Source organism: Streptomyces sp. DSM 116793 (assembly GCF_057320905.1).
Genome location: NZ_CM170494.1, coordinates 4839124 through 4860500, shown reverse-complemented (window position 1 = coordinate 4860500; position 21377 = coordinate 4839124). Strand labels below are relative to the sequence as shown.

General features: G+C 68.7%; 10 protein-coding genes and 3 rRNA genes. 6 read left to right on the top strand and 7 right to left on the bottom strand.

Annotated elements, in window-relative coordinates; genetic code table 11:
- Positions 1–29 precede the first annotated feature (29 nt).
- From ACSMXW_RS18795 to ACSMXW_RS18785, 3 genes are all read left to right on the top strand, one after another.
- The gene (locus tag ACSMXW_RS18795; RefSeq protein ID WP_485808142.1) at positions 30–1571 is read left to right on the top strand and encodes an SCO6880 family protein; all 1542 of its coding nucleotides are present in this window, start codon (positions 30–32) and stop codon (positions 1569–1571) included.
- A gap of 126 nt (positions 1572–1697) precedes the next feature.
- A complete protein-coding gene (locus ACSMXW_RS18790) occupies positions 1698–3113 on the top strand; it encodes an ATP-binding protein (RefSeq protein WP_485797869.1) in 1416 nt (471 codons plus the stop codon).
- 212 nt (positions 3114–3325) lie between these two features.
- Positions 3326–4978, top strand: coding sequence for a TraM recognition domain-containing protein (locus ACSMXW_RS18785; protein ID WP_485797868.1), 1653 nt, complete (start codon positions 3326–3328; stop codon positions 4976–4978).
- A 183-nt stretch (positions 4979–5161) separates the two neighbouring features.
- On the opposite strand, the gene ACSMXW_RS18780 is transcribed toward ACSMXW_RS18785, so the two are convergent.
- From ACSMXW_RS18780 to ACSMXW_RS18760, 5 genes are all read right to left on the bottom strand, one after another.
- Positions 5162–5728, bottom strand: coding sequence for a GNAT family N-acetyltransferase (locus ACSMXW_RS18780; protein ID WP_485797867.1), 567 nt, complete (start codon positions 5726–5728; stop codon positions 5162–5164).
- A 122-nt stretch (positions 5729–5850) separates the two neighbouring features.
- Positions 5851–5967, bottom strand: a 5S ribosomal RNA gene (rrf, locus tag ACSMXW_RS18775).
- A gap of 91 nt (positions 5968–6058) precedes the next feature.
- Positions 6059–9180 (bottom strand): 23S ribosomal RNA (locus ACSMXW_RS18770).
- A gap of 331 nt (positions 9181–9511) precedes the next feature.
- Positions 9512–11041: ribosomal RNA gene (locus ACSMXW_RS18765) — 16S ribosomal RNA — on the bottom strand.
- The 16S, 23S and 5S rRNA genes sit together here, the layout of an rRNA operon.
- 555 nt (positions 11042–11596) lie before the next feature.
- Entirely contained in the window at positions 11597–12145 is a 549-nt protein-coding gene (locus tag ACSMXW_RS18760) for a MarR family winged helix-turn-helix transcriptional regulator (RefSeq protein WP_485797866.1), read from the bottom strand.
- A gap of 108 nt (positions 12146–12253) precedes the next feature.
- Between ACSMXW_RS18760 and ACSMXW_RS18755 the strand changes: the two genes are divergently transcribed.
- Positions 12254–13573: an MFS transporter gene (locus tag ACSMXW_RS18755; protein WP_485808141.1), complete on the top strand. Its 1320-nt coding sequence runs from the start codon at positions 12254–12256 to the stop codon at positions 13571–13573.
- A 110-nt stretch (positions 13574–13683) separates the two neighbouring features.
- On the opposite strand, the gene ACSMXW_RS18750 is transcribed toward ACSMXW_RS18755, so the two are convergent.
- Positions 13684–15402, bottom strand: a complete 1719-nt coding sequence (locus ACSMXW_RS18750; RefSeq protein WP_485797865.1) for an ATP-binding SpoIIE family protein phosphatase — start codon at positions 15400–15402, stop codon at positions 13684–13686.
- Positions 15403–15682: 280 nt separating this feature from the next.
- On the bottom strand, positions 15683–17098 hold the full coding sequence (locus ACSMXW_RS18745) for an NAD(P)/FAD-dependent oxidoreductase (protein WP_485808140.1): 1416 nt from the start codon (positions 17096–17098) through the stop codon (positions 15683–15685).
- Positions 17099–17458: 360 nt separating this feature from the next.
- Between ACSMXW_RS18745 and ACSMXW_RS18740 the strand changes: the two genes are divergently transcribed.
- Both ACSMXW_RS18740 and ACSMXW_RS18735 read left to right on the top strand, forming a co-directional pair.
- Positions 17459–18361 (top strand): TetR/AcrR family transcriptional regulator, encoded by a 903-nt coding sequence (locus ACSMXW_RS18740; RefSeq protein ID WP_485797864.1) that lies wholly within the window; start codon positions 17459–17461, stop codon positions 18359–18361.
- Positions 18362–18884: 523 nt separating this feature from the next.
- Entirely contained in the window at positions 18885–21014 is a 2130-nt protein-coding gene (locus ACSMXW_RS18735) for a sigma-70 family RNA polymerase sigma factor (RefSeq protein ID WP_485797863.1), read from the top strand.
- The last annotated feature ends 363 nt before the right edge of the window (positions 21015–21377 follow it).

Here is a 21377-nt window from a genome sequence, read left to right as displayed (position 1 = left end):
CCGACTCCCACGTCGCCCACGTGTCCCACATGTCCCATACGGTCACGCCCCGTCGTACGTATCTCATCGGACGGGCCCGACCGAACGCGATCGTCGGGCGCAACCGCGAGACCGGCGAGATCGCGCTCATCATCGGCGGTGCCTTCCTGGGCATGATGTGCGGACTGCTCGTCCCTGTGCTGTCGCTCCGGATCGTGCTCCTGATGGGCTTCCCCCTGCTCGCCCTCGCCGCGGTCTACGTGCCCTACCGGCACCGCACGTTCTACAGGTGGTTCGAGATCAACCGCAGTTACAAGAGGCAGCTGAGGCGCGGCACCGTCTACCGCTCCAGCGCCATGGAGGCGGGCACGCTGCTCGACGGACGCGAGGTCGAGGTCGGGCCGCCCCCGGGCATCGGCCGCATCAGCTGGCTCGCCGCACCCTTCGGCCCCGACGAGATCGCCGTCCTGCTGCACGCCGACCGGCGCACCGTCACCGCCGCCATCGAGATCGAGGGTCCCGGCGTCGGCCTGCGCGACTCCGAGGACCAGGAAGCCCTGGTCGACCGGTTCGGCACCCTCCTGAAGCACGTCGCCAACGGCGACGGTTTCGTCACCCGCCTGCAGATGCTGGCCCGTACGCTGCCCGCCGACCCCGACGCGCACGCCAAGGACGTCGCCGTACGCGGCGACGACCGCGCGCCCGCCTGGATACAGCACTCCTACGACCAACTGCAGTCCATGGTGTCGACGAGCAGCGAGCAGCACCGCGCCTACCTGGTCGCCTGCATGCACTACACCCGTGAACTGGCCGCCGAGGCACAGGCCATGGCACGCGCGGCCCGCCCCAAGGGCACCCGCAGGATCGACCGGGACGGCGGCCTCGCCGTCGTCATGGCGCGCGAGCTCACCGACATCTGCTCACGCCTCCAGGAGGCCGACATCCGGGTGCGCCAGCCCCTCGGGCAGAGCCGCCTCGCCTCCCTGGTGCACTCCATGTACGACCCGGACCACCCCATCGACCACATCCAGGCGATGTCCCAGCGCAACGCCTGGCCCGCCGAACTCGACGCGGTCGAGCCCACCTACCTGCAGGCCAAGACCCGGGAATCGCCCACGCGCGCGCCCTGGTGCCACGCCACGGCCTGGATCAAGGAGTGGCCGATGACCCCCGTCGGGGTCAACTTCCTCGCCCCCCTGCTTGTCCACACCCCCGACGTGATCAGGACCGTCGCTGTCACAATGGACCTGGAACCCACCGAGATCGCCATCGAGAGGATGCTCACGGAGAAGACGAACGACGTCGCGGAGGCAAGCCGCGCCGCGAAGATGAACCGCACGGTCGACCCGCGTGACATCGCCGCACACTCACGCCTCGACCAGCGCGGCGAGGACCTCGCCAGCGGCGCGGCCGGCGTCAACCTGGTCGGCTACATCACCGTCTCGGCGCGCTCCCCGGAGGCACTGGCCCGCGACAAGCGCACCATCCGGGCCTCGGCCGGGAAGTCGTATCTGAAGCTGGAGTGGTGCGACCGCGAGCACCACCGGGCCTTCGTCAACACGCTCCCGTTCGCGACCGGAATCCGCCGGTAGGCGGACGCCACGCGAGCAGGAAGCGCAGTACGGCACGGCAGGCGACCGACCGCCGGGGCACGGCGGGCGGCGCGACAGGCAGGAACAGATGGGTAGAGGTGGTCAGGGGCTGATGTGGTGATGGCGATGCGGGATCCGCTCTCGGTCCTCACGGACGCGTTCACCTCCTTCCTGTTCGGGAAGGTGGAGACGACCCGGCTTCCGGTGCGCACCTCCACCGGCCAGGCACAGGCCGTCTACCTGCCGACGGCCGCACCCGGCCTCGGCGACTCCGGCGTGATCATCGGCCGTGAGGTGTACTCCGGCAAGGGCTACATCTACGACCCCTTCCAGCTCTACGGCCAGCAACTCCCCGCACCGCACTGGCTGGTCCTCGGCGAGTCCGGCAACGGCAAGTCGGCGCTGGAGAAGACCTACGTGCTGCGCCAGCTCCGGTTCCGCGACCGCCAGGTCGTGGTGCTCGACGCCCAGGGCGAGGACGGCGTCGGCGAATGGAACCTCGTCGCCGAGGAGATGGGCATCACCCCCATCCGCCTCGACCCGACCGCCGCCCTGGACACCGGCATCCGTCTCAACCCACTGGACCCGGCGATCACCTCCACCGGCCAGCTCGCCCTGCTGCGCACCATCATCGAGGTCGCCATGGGCCACGGCCTGGACGAACGCTCCGGCTTCGCCCTGAAGGTCGCCCATGCCTACGTCAACGCCACCATCACCGAACGCCAGCCCGTCCTCACCGACATCGTCGAGCAGCTCCGCCACCCGGAGCCCGAGTCCGCCCAGGCGATGAACGTCGCCCTGGACGACGTCCGCGCCTGGGGCCTGGACGTGGCGCTGGTCCTCGACCGCCTCGTCGACGGCGACCTGCGCGGCATGTTCGACGGCCCCACCACCGTCGGCATCGACCTGGACGCCCCCCTGATCGTCTTCGACCTCTCCCACATCGACCGGAACTCCATCGCGATGCCCATCCTGATGGCGATCGTGGGCGTCTGGCTGGAGCACACCTGGATCCGCCCGGACCGCAAGAAGCGGATCTTCCTGGTCGAAGAGGCCTGGCACATCATCAACTCCCCGTTCGTGGCCCAGCTCTTCCAGCGCCTGCTGAAGTTCGGCCGCCGGCTCGGCCTGTCCTTCGTCGCGGTCGTGCACCACCTGTCCGACGTCGTCGACGGCGCGGCCGCCAAGGAGGCGGCGGCCATCCTCAAGATGGCGTCGACCCGGACGATCTACGCCCAGAAGGCCGACGAGGCCCGTGCGACCGGCCGTGTGCTCGGTCTGCCCCGCTGGGCCGTCGAGATCATCCCCACCCTCACCCCGGGCATCGCCGTCTGGGACGTCAACGGAAATGTGCAGGTCGTCAAGCACCTCGTCACCGAGACCGAGCGCCCGCTCGTCTTCACCGACCGCGCCATGACCGAGTCCGCCAGCACCGCCCCCGACGACGACGCCCTGCGCGCCGCCGAACTGGAAGCAGAGGAGAGGGCCGCCGCCTTCGTCGAGCAGCAGCTCCACGACTCATCGGAATCCACGGTGGCCTGAAATGGAATCGACGGTGTCCTGAGATGCGCACGCGGTACGGGGACCACGGACAGGACGACGAGTACGGAGCCACGGGCGGCCGGTACGGGGAGGAGGCCTACGGCGGCCCTGTGCCACCCAGCGGGGGCCGCGCGCTGCATCAGGGCCCCCGGGCGCCGTATCAGGGCCCTCGGAGACCGGCGAGCGGCCGCGGCGTCTCTGACGGGCTTCTGGTGGGCTTCCTGGCGTTCCTCCTCGGCGTGACCCTGCTCGTCTGGTCCGCCACCGGCCTCGCCGGGCTCCTCGCCCACGGCTCCTGGCCGGCCCGTGTCTCGTTCTCCCACACCCCGCTGGCCATGCGGCACCTGATAGGGCACCCGCATGACGTGCCGGGCGCCTGGCCGCACACCCCGAAGGAGCAGCTTTCCGGCTACGGCCTCCTGTGGGGCCTGTTCATCGGCCAGTTGATGGTGCTCTTCGTCCTCGGGCTGTTCGTCCTCGGCACGGTGACCCGCTGGCAGGCCGTCCGGGCGGCACGGCGCGCGGAGCATACTGCCGCACGCTCCAGGAGTGGTACCAGGACGCAGAAGGCGGGCGCCGCGCCATCGTTCGCCAAGGAGGACGTTCCGCTTGCGGCGCGGCACACGGTGGCCGGTCCGCAGACGCCCGGTCCGCAGGGGGACGCGGCGAGTCTGCCGGGCGAGGCAGCCATGCCGGGCGAAAGGGCCGTGCTGCCGGAACGTGCTTCCGCCGCCCGGGACACCAGTGCGCAGTATGAGCCCGTCCAGGCGGCCCGCGCCCAGGAACCCCCGAAGCCGGAAGCGTCCTCCCGAGCGCGGGAGGACGCTTTCCCGTCCGGGGAGGAGGGTTTCCCGGTCAGGGAGGACGGTGTCCCGGTCAGGGAGGAGGGTTTCCCGTCCGGCGGCTTCCGGCTCCCCGCCCGGGGCGCCTCCGGCGCGCCCGTGCAGCGGGTGGTGCTGGGCCTGCCGGACACCCGTCGGCCCCTCGCCGTGGGGGCCGTACGGGACGCGGACGGGCCCGTACTCGTCGTCACCTCGGATCCCGCGGTCTGGTCGGAGACCAAGGACGCCCGCGGCAAGCTGGGCCCGGTCCTGCTCTACGACCCGGCCCACCGCTGCGACACCCCGGCCCGGCTGCACTGGTCCCCGAGCGCCGGCTGCGAGGAGCGCGCCACCGCTGCCGAGCGCGCCAGGGCGCTGCTCGCCCCGGTACGGCCCACGGCGCGGATCGACAGCGCGGTCGCCGACACCGCGGAGACTCTCCTGCGCAGCTTCCTACACGCCGCCGCGGTGGACGGCAAGCAGTTCCGCCATGTGCACCGCTGGGCGCAGGGCTCGCAGGTTCAGGACGCCGTCCGCGTCCTCCGCAGCCACCCGCGGGCCGCATCGGGCGCGGCCGGCGAACTGGAGGCCGCGCTCACGGCTCACCCCGAACGCCGCGACATCGCACAGGAGCTGACGGCACGCGCCCTGTCGGCCCTGTCGTCGGTACATATCCGCGACTCGTGCACACCGAACAGAACTGATGCGGTCAGCCTGGATTCCTTCGTGAACGAAGGGGGCACGCTCTATGTGGTGGGCGAGGCCATCGAGGACCCCAAGTCCCACCCTGGAGCCATGCCACTGCTGACGGCACTGGCATCAAGCGTGGTCGAGCACGGCCGGCGCATGGCCGAACGGTCATCCTCCGGTCGGCTCGACCCACCACTCACGCTCGTTCTGGACGACGTCGCCGCGGTCGCCCCGCTCCCCGGGCTGCCCGACCTGCTGGCCACCGGCGCCGAGCGCGGCATGCCCGCCCTCGCCCTGCTGCGCTCCCGGGAGCAGGCCCGCGCCCGCTGGCCCCACGACGAGCTGCCGTTCTGACGAGGATCGTTTCCCCGGGCCTCGTTCCGACGAACGTCGCTCCGCCCAGCTGTTGAGCTACCGACCTGCATTTGCAGCGGTCCGTCGACCGTCGGTCTGTCGGTCTGTCGGTCTGCCGGTCAGGCCGTTCGGCCAGGGCCCGATTCCGGCAGAGTGCGAGCCGGGGCCAGGTAGGGTCTGCCGCTACCAGGCACGGTCCGCGGTGTGGGGGCGGTACATCACCAGTTCCACGTCCCGTACGGACGGCTCGCCGGGTACCGCGGCAGAGTGCCCGCTGGGTACGAAGCCGACCTTGCGGTAGGCACGCTCGGCGCGGGTGTTCCGCTCGTCCACGAAGAGCCGTACCCGCTCCAGTGCCCTGAGCGACCAGGCCCACTCCAGCGCGGTGTCCAACAGCGCCTCGATCAGCCCCCGGCCGCGCCACTCGGGCCGTACGAACACGCCGACCACAAGCCCCTGCCGGTGCTGCACCACACCACCGAAGGGATCCCTGGCTCCGGGCTCCTCGACGAGCACGGTCACCGTCCCGCTCAGCACGGTGTCCGGTGCCTCGGCGACGAACTGGCGCACGGCCTTGCCCCTCGCACCGTCCAGGGCCCGCCGCTGCCAGAAGGGGTCCGGCTTGGCGGCGGCCTCTTCGTAGGTCTCCAGGAAGGCCAGCGGCGCCATGGGGTCCCGCAGCGCGGCGAGCCGCAGAGCCTTCACCGCCGGCCACTCTTCCGCACGGACGGGACGTACGACGTAGTCCATGCGGCGATCGTCCCTGCGGGCGGCCCTGGGTGCAATTCATTCTGACGGGACCTTGGCATCGCCCCACAAACGCAGAGAGCCCTGGTACTGGGTTACCCAGTACCAGGGCTCTCTCACAAAGAGTTCGGCGGCGTCCTACTCTCCCACAGGGTCCCCCCTGCAGTACCATCGGCGCTGTAAGGCTTAGCTTCCGGGTTCGGAATGTAACCGGGCGTTTCCCCCACGCTATAACCACCGAAACACACACCACCAACCACAACCCCCGCCAACCAAGACGGACTAGCGTGATTGTTCGTGGTTTCAGAACCAACACAGTGAACGCGAGCACCTGAGGACAAGCCCTCGGCCTATTAGTACCAGTCACCTCCACACCTCACGGTGCTTCCAGATCTGGCCTATCAACCCAGTCGTCTACTGGGAGCCTTACCCCATCAAGTAGGTGGGAGCCCTCATCTCGAAGCAGGCTTCCCGCTTAGATGCTTTCAGCGGTTATCCCTCCCGAACGTAGCCAACCAGCCATGCCCTTGGCAGGACAACTGGCACACCAGAGGTTCGTCCGTCCCGGTCCTCTCGTACTAGGGACAGCCCTTCTCAAGACTCCTACGCGCACAGCGGATAGGGACCGAACTGTCTCACGACGTTCTAAACCCAGCTCGCGTACCGCTTTAATGGGCGAACAGCCCAACCCTTGGGACCGACTCCAGCCCCAGGATGCGACGAGCCGACATCGAGGTGCCAAACCATCCCGTCGATATGGACTCTTGGGGAAGATCAGCCTGTTATCCCCGGGGTACCTTTTATCCGTTGAGCGACGGCGCTTCCACAAGCCACCGCCGGATCACTAGTCCCGACTTTCGTCCCTGCTCGACCCGTCAGTCTCACAGTCAAGCTCCCTTGTGCACTTACACTCAACACCTGATTACCAACCAGGCTGAGGGAACCTTTGGGCGCCTCCGTTACCCTTTAGGAGGCAACCGCCCCAGTTAAACTACCCATCAGACACTGTCCCTGATCCGGATCACGGACCCAGGTTAGACATCCAGCACGACCAGAGTGGTATTTCAACAACGACTCCACGAACACTGGCGTGCCCGCATCACAGTCTCCCACCTATCCTACACAAGCCGAACCGAACACCAATATCAAACTATAGTAAAGGTCCCGGGGTCTTTCCGTCCTGCTGCGCGAAACGAGCATCTTTACTCGTACTGCAATTTCACCGGGCCTATGGTTGAGACAGTCAAGAAGTCGTTACGCCATTCGTGCAGGTCGGAACTTACCCGACAAGGAATTTCGCTACCTTAGGATGGTTATAGTTACCACCGCCGTTTACTGGCGCTTAAGTTCTCAGCCTCGCCCACCCGAAAGTGAGCTAACCGGTCCCCTTAACGTTCCAGCACCGGGCAGGCGTCAGTCCGTATACATCGCCTTACGGCTTCGCACGGACCTGTGTTTTTAGTAAACAGTCGCTTCTCGCTGGTCTCTGCGGCCACCCCCAGCTCAGACAGCATATGCCATCACCAGGAATGGCCCCCCTTCTCCCGAAGTTACGGGGGCATTTTGCCGAGTTCCTTAACCATAGTTCACCCGAACGCCTCGGTATTCTCTACCAGACCACCTGAGTCGGTTTAGGGTACGGGCCGCCACAAAACTCGCTAGAGGCTTTTCTCGACAGCATAGGATCATCCACTTCACCACAATCGGCTCGGCATCAGGTCTCACCCACAAGCCAGGCGGATTTACCTACCTGACGGGCTACACCCTTACCCCGGGACAACCACCGCCCGGGATGGACTACCTTCCTGCGTCACCCCATCACTCACCTACTACCAGCTCGGGCCACCGGCTCCACCACTCCCCTTCACCCGAAGGCTCCGGGGCGGCTTCACGGGCTTAGCATCACTGGATTCAATGTTTGACGCTTCACAGCGGGTACCGGAATATCAACCGGTTATCCATCGACTACGCCTGTCGGCCTCGCCTTAGGTCCCGACTTACCCTGGGCAGATCAGCTTGACCCAGGAACCCTTAGTCAATCGGCGCACACGTTTCCCACGTGTGAATCGCTACTCATGCCTGCATTCTCACTCGTCAACCGTCCACAACTACCTTCCGGTGCTGCTTCACCCAGCAGACGACGCTCCCCTACCCATCACGATCTCCGTTAAGAGTAATATCGCAATGACACGACTTCGGCGGTGTGCTTGAGCCCCGCTACATTATCGGCGCGGAATCACTAGACCAGTGAGCTATTACGCACTCTTTCAAGGATGGCTGCTTCTAAGCCAACCTCCTGGTTGTCTCTGCGACTCCACATCCTTTCCCACTTAGCACACGCTTAGGGGCCTTAGTCGATGCTCTGGGCTGTTTCCCTCTCGACCATGGAGCTTATCCCCCACAGTCTCACTGCCGCGCTCTCACTTACCGGCATTCGGAGTTTGGCTAAGGTCAGTAACCCGGTAAGGCCCATCGCCTATCCAGTGCTCTACCTCCGGCAAGAAACACACGACGCTGCACCTAAATGCATTTCGGGGAGAACCAGCTATCACGGAGTTTGATTGGCCTTTCACCCCTAACCACAGGTCATCCCCCAGGTTTTCAACCCTGGTGGGTTCGGTCCTCCACGACCTCTTACAGCCGCTTCAACCTGCCCATGGCTAGATCACTCCGCTTCGGGTCTTGAGCACGCTACTCCACCGCCCTGTTCGGACTCGCTTTCGCTACGGCTCCCCCACAACAGGTTAACCTCGCAACATGCCGCAAACTCGCAGGCTCATTCTTCAAAAGGCACGCAGTCACGAGAATGAAGCAAAGCTCCATTCCGACGCTCCCACGGCTTGTAGGCACACGGTTTCAGGTACTATTTCACTCCCCTCCCGGGGTACTTTTCACCATTCCCTCACGGTACTATCCGCTATCGGTCACCAGGGAATATTTAGGCTTAGCGGGTGGTCCCGCCAGATTCACACAGGATTTCTCGGGCCCCATGCTACTCGGGAAACTCTCAAACAAGTCGCTGACATTTCAGCTACGGGGGTCTTACCCTCTACGCCGGGCCTTTCGCATGCCCTTCGCCTACATCAACGATTTCTCACTTGCCTCGCGACCGGCAGATCACGAAAGAAAGCTCCCACAACCCCCTGCATGCAACCCCTGCCGGGTCTCACACATACAAGGTTTAGCCTCATCCAGTTTCGCTCGCCACTACTCCCGGAATCACGGTTGTTTTCTCTTCCTGCGGGTACTGAGATGTTTCACTTCCCCGCGTTCCCTCCACACTGCCTATGAGTTCAGCAGTGGGTGACAGCCCATAACGACTGCCGGGTTTCCCCATTCGGACACCCCCGGATCACAGCTCGGTTGACAGCTCCCCGGGGCCTATCGCGGCCTCCCACGTCCTTCATCGGTTCCTGGTGCCAAGGCATCCACCGTGCGCCCTTAAAAACTTGGCCACAGATGCTCGCGTCCACTGTGCAGTTCTCAAACAACGACCAACCACCCACCACCCCAAACCACACGGCTTGAGTTCACTGGGGCCGGCAACCGAAGACACAACCAAGCGGCCGCGCCCTCAGACACCCAACAGCGTGCTCGACACAGTCAACCGACAACACTCACGTTCCACACACCCCACAGAGCGGGGGCAGTACTAGCAAGCCCATCCGAGCCGACCATGCCGAATAGTCAACGTTCCACCCATGAGCTAACCACCGTCGAACACACGCCGACGAAATGGCTCTGGACCACCAGACCCTCAAGCCTGGCAGCCAAGATGCTCCTTAGAAAGGAGGTGATCCAGCCGCACCTTCCGGTACGGCTACCTTGTTACGACTTCGTCCCAATCGCCAGTCCCACCTTCGACGACTCCCTCCCACAAGGGGTTGGGCCACCGGCTTCGGGTGTTACCGACTTTCGTGACGTGACGGGCGGTGTGTACAAGGCCCGGGAACGTATTCACCGCAGCACTGCTGATCTGCGATTACTAGCGACTCCGACTTCATGGGGTCGAGTTGCAGACCCCAATCCGAACTGAGACCGGCTTTTTGAGATTCGCTCCACCTCACGGCATCGCAACTCATTGTACCGGCCATTGTAGCACGTGTGCAGCCCAAGACATAAGGGGCATGATGACTTGACGTCGTCCCCACCTTCCTCCGAGTTGACCCCGGCGGTCTCCCGTGAGTCCCCAGCACCACAAAGGCCTGCTGGCAACACGGGACAAGGGTTGCGCTCGTTGCGGGACTTAACCCAACATCTCACGACACGAGCTGACGACAGCCATGCACCACCTGTACACCGACCACAAGGGGGACCGTGTCTCCACGGTTTTCCGGTGTATGTCAAGCCTTGGTAAGGTTCTTCGCGTTGCGTCGAATTAAGCCACATGCTCCGCCGCTTGTGCGGGCCCCCGTCAATTCCTTTGAGTTTTAGCCTTGCGGCCGTACTCCCCAGGCGGGGCACTTAATGCGTTAGCTGCGGCACGGACCACGTGGAATGTGACCCACACCTAGTGCCCACCGTTTACGGCGTGGACTACCAGGGTATCTAATCCTGTTCGCTCCCCACGCTTTCGCTCCTCAGCGTCAGTATCGGCCCAGAGATCCGCCTTCGCCACCGGTGTTCCTCCTGATATCTGCGCATTTCACCGCTACACCAGGAATTCCGATCTCCCCTACCGAACTCAAGCATGCCCGTATCGACTGCAGACCCGGAGTTAAGCCCCGGGCTTTCACAACCGACGTGACACGCCGCCTACGAGCTCTTTACGCCCAATAATTCCGGACAACGCTTGCGCCCTACGTATTACCGCGGCTGCTGGCACGTAGTTAGCCGGCGCTTCTTCTGCAAGTACCGTCACCTTGCGGCTTCTTCCCTGCTGAAAGAGGTTTACAACCCGAAGGCCGTCATCCCCCACGCGGCGTCGCTGCATCAGGCTTGCGCCCATTGTGCAATATTCCCCACTGCTGCCTCCCGTAGGAGTCTGGGCCGTGTCTCAGTCCCAGTGTGGCCGGTCGCCCTCTCAGGCCGGCTACCCGTCGTCGCCTTGGTAGGCCATCACCCCACCAACAAGCTGATAGGCCGCGGGCTCATCCTTCACCGCCGGAGCTTTCCACACCGAGGAGATGCCTCCCGGTGTCATATCCGGTATTAGACCCCGTTTCCAGGGCTTGTCCCAGAGTGAAGGGCAGATTGCCCACGTGTTACTCACCCGTTCGCCACTAATCCCCGGCCGAAGCCGGTTCATCGTTCGACTTGCATGTGTTAAGCACGCCGCCAGCGTTCGTCCTGAGCCAGGATCAAACTCTCCGTGAATGCTTCCCCGTACTCGGGGCGAACACATCACGAGAGCGGTGCGGGAAGAGGAATTATCTTCCCGCACACAGCATCCTCGCTGTGTATTTTTTTCAAAGGAACCTCGTCACCGGAGAACGATCTCCGGCAGACGGGGTATCAACATATCTGGCGTTGACTTTTAGCACGCTGTTGAGTTCTCAAGGAACGGACACTTCCTTTGTACTCACCCCGGAACCAAGTTCCGCGGCTTTCCTCCGGGCGTTTCCCTTCGGTGTTTCCGACTCTATCAGATCTTTCGGATCCGATTTCCCCGGTCGGAGCGGGGTGCCTTTGCGGCCTTGCGGCCCCTCCAGCGGTCCATACCTTAGCCCAGCCTCCCGGAAGCTCATAATCGAGCCGGTGGTTTTGAATTTCGGGCACGCCGAATTCAATCCCGCTGGGAGGTCGTGCTGAGGGTTTGGGTTGCCGCAGGTGCGGCAGGATGTACTGCCATAGAACCGTTACGGCTCCGTGGCAACCCGAAGAACCTTACGGATCACTCGGAAGGCTGTCAACTCAGTTCCGCCGCGGGGGTCAGTCGAGGTCTTCGACGCGGCCGCCGCCGTCCGGCTGGTTCTCCTCCACTCGGCGGAGCAGCCGGGTGAGCACCTGGCCGAGCGAGGTGCGTTCCTCCGGCGAGAGGTCCTGGACGAGGTCCTTCTCGAAGACGGAGGCCAGGCGCATGGCCTCCAGCCACTTCTCGCGGCCCTCCGGGGTGATCTCGACGATCACCCGCACGCGGTTGCTCTCGTCCCGGTCGCGGGTAACCAGGCCCTCGTCGACCATCCGGTCGATGCGGTGGGTCATCGCCGCCGGGGTGAGGCCGAGGCGCTTGGCCAGGTCGCCGGGGCCGAGGCGATAGGGCGCGCCGGAGAGGACGAGCGCCTTGAGGACCTCCCACTCGGCGTTGCTGATGCCCAGCGTGGCGTTCTGGCGGCCGTAAGCGACGCTCATACGGCGGTTCAGGCGGCCGAGCGCCGAGACGATCTGCTCCACCTGGGGGTCAAGCTCCTCGAATTCTCGCTGGTAGGCAGCGATCTGCTCCTCCAGCGCAGGCTCGCCGGCCTGCGGCATGTCACCCATGAAGCCAGTATGGCACGGTCCGTCTTTGCTTTGAAGTCCTTCGCTATGTAAAGTTTAGGAGCAAAGTTTAGGTTCGAAGTCTTCCGGAAGGTGACAGTGACCAGGGCGGTGGGGTCCGCGGTGCGACGGATCCAGGTGGGGAGTGCGCTGAGCGCGTTCGGTGTCGGCTTCACGGTGCCGTTCCTCTATGTGTATGTGGCGCAGGTGCGGGGGCTCGGGGCCGGTGCCGCGGGGTTGGTGCTTGCCGTGTTCGCGCTGGCTGCGCTGGTCGTGCTGCCCTTCGTCGGCAGGGTGATCGACCGGCGTGGCCCGCTGTCGGTCCTGGTGGGCGCGGCCCTGGTGGCCGCGCTGGGCGCCGCGTTGCTGGGGCTTGCGGACGGTGCGCCGATGGCTCTTCTGTCGGCGTCGGTGCTCGGGGCGGGCACGGCGGTGATGCAGCCCGCGCTCGCCACGCTGATCGTGTGGTGCTCGGACGCGGGCACGCGCACGCGTGCCTTCGCTACGCAGTTCTTCCTGCAGAACCTGGGCCTCGGCGCGGGCGGCCTGCTGGGCGGGCAGCTCGTCGACGTGCACCGCCCGAGCAGCTTCACGGTGCTCTTCGCGATCGAGGCGGCGATGTTCCTGGTGCTGGCGGGCATCGTGCTGTCGGTGCGGGTTCCCGAGGTGCTGGCGGCGGCCCGGGGCGGTGAGCTGCCGCCGGCCGAAGCCGGTGCTGCCGGACGCGGCGGTGTCCGTGCGCTCCTGTCGCACCGGATCATGGTCCAGTTCTGTGCGCTGGCCTTTGTGGTGTTCTTTGTCTGCTATGGACAGTTCGACTCGGGGCTGGCCGCCTTCGGCGTGGAGGCGGCGGGGATCTCGCCGTCGAGCCTGGGGATCGCCCTCGCGGCGAACACGGCCGTGATCGTAGTGGCGCAGTTCGCCGTGCTGCGGCTGGTGGAGCGCCGACGGCGCTCGCGGGTGATCGCCGGCGTCGGCCTGCTGTGGGCCCTGGCGTGGGCGGCGGCGGGCTTCGCGGGGCTGGGCCACTGCGGCCATGCGATAGCCACGGGGGCGTTCATCTCCGCGTACGCGCTGTTCGGACTGGGCGAGACGATGCTGTCGCCGACGCTTGCGCCGCTGGTGGCGGATCTCGCGCCGGCCGGGATGGCGGGCCGGTACAACTCCGCTTTCGCGCTGGTGAAACAGCTCGCGCTGGCGGTGGGCCCTGCCGTGGGCGGGCCGATGGCCGCGGCCTGGCGTGCGCCCTATGTGGTGACGTTCCTGTCGCTCTCCCTGGGGCTCACGGTGCTGGCGGCGCACTTCGGGCGCCGGCTGTTGCCCGCGCAGGACCTGCCGCTGCCGGCCGGCAGCAGGGTCGTCGCCACGGGTGGGCCGGCCTCCGAGACCTCCGAGCACGGCCAGGTGCCCGCGGGCCCGGCGGGCACCTGAGCAGCACCCACGGCCTTCGCGGCGGAGGCGGCCGGTACGTCCTCTGAGGACGCTCACGCCCCGGAGCGGCAGGGCCTGGCGTTGCCCGGGCCCTCGTCCCGCGTCGACCGTCAGCGGACAGGTCGTGGTGGGCGCGGTGTCGACGGCAGGGCGAACTCGCACCACACCGCCTTGCCGCCCTCGGGGGTGCGGCGGGCGCCCCAGCTCGCGGCGATGGTGGCGACGATGGCGATGCCGCGGCCCGCCTCGTCCGCGGGCTCCGCACGCCGGCGGCGCGGCAGGTGGTCGTCGCCGTCGGTGACCTCGATGATCAGTCGGCGGTCGGTGCGGCGCAGCCGCAGGCGCATGGGCGGGGTGCCGTGCTGGAGGGAGTTGGCGACGAGTTCGCTGGCGGCAAGGACGCCCAGGTCGTGGAGCTCCGTGGGGAAGCGCCAGCTGGTGAGGACGCCGGAGGCGAAGGCACGCGCGCGTGGGGCGGCTTCCACGCCTCCCAGGAGGTCGAGCGCGGCGTTCCGGAAGAGGTCGCGGTCGGGGCCGCTGCGTGCGGTGTGCTGGAGGACGAGGACGGCGACGTCGTCGTCATGGTCGGCGGTGACGCCGGCGGTGCGCAGCAGGCGGTCGCAGACGACCTGGGGAGTGCCGGTCGCGCCGGCGAGGGCGGTCTCCAGGGCGGTGACGCCCTCGTCGATGTCCTTGTCGCGCCGCTCCACCAGGCCGTCCGTGTACAGCACGGCCGTGCAGCCGGGGCCGAGCGGCACGGAGCCGGAGGAGTGCAGCCAGCCGCCGGTGCCGAGCGGTGGTCCGGTGGGTTCGTCGGCGCGGCGGACGGTGCCGTCCTCGCCGCGGACGAGGACGGGCGGGTGGCCCGCGGAGGCGTAGACGAGACGGCCCTCGTTCGGGTCGTGGACGGCGTAGACGCAGGTGGCGATCTGGTCGGGGTCGATGTCGGCGGCGAGGCCGTCGAGGAGTTGCAGGACCTCGTGTGGGGGCAGGTCCAGGCGGGCGTAGGCGCGTACGGCGGTGCGGAGCTGTCCCATGACGGCGGCGGCGCGTACCCCGCGGCCCATGACGTCGCCGATGACGAGGGCGGTGCGGCCGCCGCCGAGGGTGATGACGTCGTACCAGTCGCCGCCGACGGCGGCTTCGGTGCCGCCGGGGTGGTAGGTGGCGGCGATGCGCAGGTCGTCGGGCTCCTCGAGCTTCTGGGGCAGCAGGGAGCGCTGGAGGGTGACGGCGGTCTCACGCTGGCTGCGCTCGCCGGCACGCAGGCGCTCGGCGGCCTCGGCGTGGTCGGTGACGTCGGCGGCGAAGATCAGGACGCCGCTGCCCTCGTGGGCGGCGAGGGAGTCGACCGGAGTGCAGGTGAACGTGTAGGAGCGGCCGTCGGGCGCTCTTCGGGACTTGACGGTGCGTGGCTTGTGGCTGCGCAGCACCTGGTCGAGAAGGGGCAGCAGGCCCAGTTCGTCCAGCTCGGGCAGGGCCTCGCGGGCGGGGACGCCGTGCGGACGGGGGCCGAAGGCGGTCTGGTAGGCGTCGTTGACGTAGCTGACGCGGTGCTCGCGGCCGTACACGAGGGCGACGAGGGCCGGGAGGTGGTCGAGGACTTCGCGTACGCGGGCGTCGGTGACCCCGGGCAGGCCCGGCGACGGGGGTGCGTCGGCGGTGGAGGTGACACTGGGCGCCCGGTCTCCGGATGCGCCCTGGTGTGCCTGTTCGGCGCGGGCGGCGGGCACGGCGCTCTCCCCTCGCTGTGCCGTGGAGGTCGCGCGGTCGGTACGTGCGCGACGCTGCGTTCCGGAGAGCCGGGCGCTCCAGCGGGTGAAGTTCACCGAATTCTTGCCTCGTGTCGTCGGGTACGGCCTGCCCCTCTGCCGCGGGGTCCCGGGTGGTGCTCCGGGGGAGACACAGCGCTGGGCAGCAGCCTTGCGATGTCGGGGACGCCGGGGGTGCCGGGGTGTCAGCGATGTCATGGGTGTCATGGGTGTCGCGGGGCCGGCGCGTCCCTGGTGAGGTGGGCACCGCCCATGGTCACGGATCCAGTCTGGCCGACGGGGCGGAAATCCGTTATCCGTCAGACGCTTGTCCTGTTCGTGGAGTTCCGTACTCCGCTCAGGACGACCCCTTAGGGTCCTTCGGGGGTTTTCCTCCGGCCGCGAGTTCGAACTCCGCACGAGGATGTTCGAGTGACCCCAGGGAGACGATTTCGCGCTTGAACAATCCGGACAGTGTCCATTCCGCGAGCACGCGTGCCTTGCGGTTGAAGGTGGGCACCCTGCTCAGGTGGTAGACGCGGTGCATGAACCACGCAGGATAGCCCTTCAGCTTGCGTCCGTAGACATGTGCGACGCCCTTGTGGAGGCCCAGGGAGGCGACGGAGCCGGCGTAGGAGTGGGCGTACTCCTTGAGGGGCCCGTCGTGCAGGGACGCGGCGAGGTTCTCGGCGAGCACCCTGGCCTGGCGCACGGCGTGCTGGGCGTTGGGGGCGCACTCGGCGCCGGGCTGGTCCGAGGTGGTGTCGGGGACGGCGGCGGCGTCGCCGGCCGCCCAGGCGTGCGCCACTCCGTCGACGGTGAGCCGGGTGGTGCAGATGAGCCTGCCGCGCCGGTCGCGGGGCAGGTCGCTGGCGGCCACGACGGGGTGTGGTTTCACTCCGGCGGTCCACACCAGCGTCCGGGTCGGGAAGCGGGACCCGTCGTCGAGGACGGCGACGCGGTCCTCGCAGGACTCCAGGCGGGTGCCGAGTCGCACGTCGATGTTGCGCCCGCGCAGTTCGCGCACGGCGTAGGTGCCCATGTCCTCGCCGACCTCCGGCAGGATGCGGCCGGTGGCCTCCACGAGGATCCACTTCATGTCCTCGGCGCGGATGTTGTGGTAGTAGCGCGCGGTGTAGCGGGCCATGTCCTCCAGTTCGGCGAGCGCCTCCACGCCGGCGTATCCGCCGCCGACGAAGACGAAGGTCAGGGCGGCGTCGCGGACGGCGGGGTCGCGGGTGGAGGAGGCGATGTCCATCTGCTCGATGACGTGGTTGCGCAGCCCGATGGCCTCTTCGACCGTCTTGAATCCGATGCCGTGCTCGGCCAGGCCCGGCACGGGGAGGGTCCGGGAGACGGAGCCGGGGGCGAGCACCAGCTCGTCGTAGCCGATCTCCACGGGTCCGGTGCCCTCCTCGTGGGTGGAGAGGGTGGCGAGCGTGGCGGTGCGCTTGGCGTGGTCGATGGACTGGGCCTCGCCGATGATGACCCGGCACCGGTCGAGCACCCGGCGCAGCGGTACGACGACATGGCGCGGGGAGATGGACCCGGCCGCGGCCTCCGGCAGGAACGGCTGGTAGGTCATGTACGGGTCGGGGGTGACGACGACGATCTCGACCTCGCCCCGGGTCAGCTCGCGTTTCAGCCTTCTCTGGAGGTGCATGGCGGTGTACATGCCGACGTAACCGCCGCCCACGACGAGGATCCGCGTAGCCGCTGTGGGGCCGGGTGTGGTCCCGGGTGATAGTGAGGCCTTCACCTTCCCATGACGCATCGCGGCCCGGCGTTTGTCCACAGGCTCAGCAATTTGTATGACTGGAAGTCGTCTGAAACACCGGGCTCGGGAAATACCGGGGTATGTGAAGACTTCGCAGGTCAGAAGGGGCGTACGGGGGGCGCGGGCGAGGTGCGGCCCGGGGTGAACCGGTGAGTAGCCCGATCGGGCGCAGGGCCGCTCGGGACCTGCCCCTTCTGAATTGACCCCAGCTCAACTATGTTCGTGTCAGTCGGGGCGTTGGGGGATGCGCTCGGCAGGCTCGCACCGGGGCTGTGCCATCGGGTTGTTCCCCACTGCTCCGGTTGCCGATGACGGGGAGTGTCTCCGGGGGGAGACGTCATTACCGGGGGAACATTCATGCACATTCAGGACTCTCATTGGTCTGTCACGCCCGCCGTCGTTCCTGGCGGCGGTGGTGGCGGGAGCGGCCAGGCTGTCACGGGCGGAGCCCGTACCTCCCCGCTCCGGGTGGACGCACAGCGCAATCTCGAGCACGTACTGCGCGCGGCCCGCGAGGTGTTCGGCGAGCTGGGGTACGGGGCTCCGATGGAGGACGTGGCGCGCCGCGCCCGAGTCGGCGTGGGCACCGTCTACCGGCGCTTCCCCAGCAAGGACGTGCTGGTCAGACGGATAGCCGAGGAGGAGACCGCCCGCCTTGCCGACCAGGCGCGTGCCGCGCTGGGGCAGGAGGAGGAGCCCTGGTCGGCGCTCTCCCGCTTCCTGCGGACCTCGGTGGCGTCGGGCGCGGGGCGCTTGCTGCCGCCGCAGATACTGCGCGTGGACGTCGCCGACGACGGCGACCGGGCGGAGCCCGGGTCCGGCTCCGGGCGGGACGAGGGCGGCTCCGGCGCCGACCGGGCGGCGCGGCGGCTGCCGCAGCAGCGCGGTGTGACCGGTGAGCCCGGCGGGGCAGCGGGCGCGCCGGGTCGGTCTCCCTCTGCCGTCCCGCCGTCGGGGCGGGCCGCGGCGCCCGACCTGCGGCTGGTGGGCGCCCCGGCCGAGCGGCGCCCGGCGGGCGCCGAGCCCCGGGGGCCGCTGGACGAACCGGGCGCGCGGGCACTGCTCGACGTCGTCGGGCGGCTGGTCGAGCGGGCCCGGGCCGCGGGTGAACTGCGTACGGACGTCACGGTGTCCGATGTTCTGCTGGTGATAGCGACGGCGGCGCCCGCGCTGCCCGACGCCGCCCAGCAGGCCGCCGCCTCCGAGCGGTTGCTCGACATCCTCCTGGAGGGGCTGCGTTCGCGGCCCGGACGCGCGTAGTCGTGTTCCTCCTGGCCTCGGCCCGGACCACGGTCCCGGGTCATGGCCAACGGCCATGGTGTCCCGGTCCAGGGGTCACGACCAATGGTCACGGGTGCCGGGTTCACGGCCACGGCTGCCTGGCCATGGGCGAGCCCACGGGCCACTGGCCACGGTGCACGGGCGATGGGCCCGGTTCACGGGGGCCGGTCCACGGGGGCCGGTTCACGGGACGGTTTTGGGACGGTTGGAGCACGGGCCCAGGCCGGACCGGTGTTCGAGAGGGCGGTGCCGTGTTCGGCCGCCGGGAGGTCACCGCGAGCGCCGGACGAGTCCGCCGGAGGCTCTGGACGAGCCATGATCGTCGAGGTCAGCGGGGCGCGGGGCAGCCGTTGGCGGTGACGGGCGGGACGGGAGTAGGCGAGGCGGACGGAAGGGACGGGCACCGGATGGGTGATGGCGCTCAAGGGGCCCCGGAGCGGTGTGATGGTGTGGCACGCTGAGCCGATGGCCGGGGCATACGGGCAAGCGGAGGCTGTCCCCGATGAGCAGTGACGGACGGGACGAACCACTCGGTGGCAGGGGCGCGCCGGACGCTGCGAGCGTGCCGGCGCAGCGATCGGGCTCCGGCAGCGCGGCACGGAGGGACCCGGCAAGCGGTACCACTCCGGAAGCGGCGGACGGCACGGTGGACCCGTCCGCCGGCACCGGGGATCCGGGGGGACGCCCCGCGGATCGGGTGCGCGGCACCGTGGGCCCGGCGGGCGGCACCGTGGGCCCGGCGGGCGACGCGGGGGACCCGGCGGGCGACGCGGGGGACCCGGCGGGCGACGCGGTGCTCGCTCCGTCCGACGCCGACCTGATCGCGCGTATGCGGTCGGGCGACGACAGCGCCTACGAGGATTTGTTCCGCCGGCACGCCGCCGCGGTACGCCGCTATGCGCGCACCTGCTGCCGGGACGCCCACACGGCCGACGACCTCACGGCCGAGGTCTTCGCCCGGATGCTCCAGGCGGTGCGCGGCGGCGCCGGTCCGCGGTACGCGGTGCGCGCCTACCTGCTGTCGACGGTGCGGCGGGTCGCCGCGGACTGGACCAGGTCCCGCAGGCGGGAGCACCTCGTCGACGACTTCGCGGCGTTCGCGGCGGAGTCAGCGCGCGGGACCGACTACCCCACCGACGAGAACGTCGATCTCGGCGCGGACGTGCTCGCCATGCAGGAGGCCGAGCAGTCACTGGCCATGCAGGCGTTCCGGAGCCTGCCGGAGCGCTGGCAGGCGGTGCTGTGGCACACCGAGGTCGAGGACGAGTCCCCCCGCGAGGTCGCCCCGCTCTTCGGGCTCGACGCCAACGGCGCCCGGGTGCTGGCGAGCCGGGCCCGCGAGGGCCTCAAGGAGGCCTATCTGCAGGCCCATGTGAGCGCCGCACTCGCCGCGGACGAGGAGTGCGCGCGGTTCGCCGACCGGCTCGGGGCGTACGCCCGCGGAAGCCTGCGCGCCCGGGCCGAGCGCGGGCTGCGCAAGCACCTGGCCGAGTGCGCGCGGTGCCGGCTGGCCGCGGGGCAGATCAAGGAGGTCGCCGGGGGCATTCCCGGAGTCGTGCCGGTCGCGGTCATCGGGTGGTTCGGCGCCGCCGGATACGCCAAGGTGGCCGCGCTCTTCTCCGGAGGTGCCGCGGGCGCGGCCGGGGCAGCTGCGGCGGCCACGACGGGCGGCGCCCAGGGCGCGGCCGGAGCGGGCGCCACCGCCGGTTCCGGGACGGCCGCCGGCAGTGGCGCGGGCGGCGGCTCGACTGCGGCGTCCGGCGGGGGCTCGGGCGGGGCGGCCGGCTCGGGAGGGTCCGGGGCGGGCCCCTCGGGGCTGAGCACACCACTGAAGGCGGGACTCACGGCGACGGTGGCGGCAGCGGCCGCTGCCGCGGTGGCCCTCGCCCTGGTGGGCAGCGAGGCGACGCCACCGGGCAGGCCGGAGGCCAAACCCCCGGCATCCGAACCGGTGGCGCCGCACCAGCCGCCCGCGAACGAGCAGCCGCCGGCGGAGAAACCGGGCTCCGAGCTGCCTCCGGTGGCCAAGCCGATACCCATCACGTCGCCGCACCCCGGCCCCGGGCGTCCCGAGGCGCCGCCGAAGAAGCCGCAGCACAGCACGTCACCCCCGGCGCCCACACCCACGCCGACCCCGACCCCCACTCACCCCTCGCCTCCACCGTCTCCCCCTCCCCCGCCCCCGCCACCGCCACCGGCCCCGGTCGTCTACCAGTGGAGCCAGTTGCGGTACGGGGTGGCCGGTGACGGCAGCAAGCCGGAGATGCGGCCGGGCAGCAGCTGGGTGTGGCAGCGGCAGGGCCTGCGCGTAGACCACCAGCCGTACGCCCACGGCGTCACGGTGCACGGCACGTCCTCCGTCACCATCGACCTGAACCGCTCCTGCACCGCCTACGACGCGCTCGTCGGCATCGACGACGCCACACTGGGCCTGGGCACGGTGCGGTTCTCCGTGCTCGCCGACGGTGTGCGGTTGTGGCAGTCGCCGCTGGTGAAGGGCGGCCGGCCGGCGATACCCCTGCATGTGCCGCTGGCTGGACACAGCACCGTGCGGCTCGTCGTGGAGCCGCACGGCCTGCTGGACGCGGTGATCCTGGCGGACTGGGCGGAGTCCCGCTTCACGTGCAGCTGAGCCGCGGGGATTCGCGGGCCACGGCGTAGGGGCCACGGCGTGCGGGCCACGGCGTGGGGACGGAGCGACCCGCACGAGGCGGGTCAGCGCGCGTGGGCGGGTCAGCGCGCGTGGGCGGGTCAGCGCGCCTCCGCGGGTCAGCGCGCCTCCGCGGGTCAGCGCGCCTCCGCGGGTCAGCGCGCCTCGGCGAGACAGCGCGCCTCGGCGGGGTTCCGCGCAGGAGCAGGGCGACGCGCAGGGACGGGGTGTCAGGGCGAGGGCGGGCAGCAGGGCTGGGGACGGGGCAGCAGAGTAGGGCGACGCCCCGCGCGGGCCGCGGGTGCGGCCCTGCTGGCGCGGTGTGTGGCCCGGAACACGCGACGC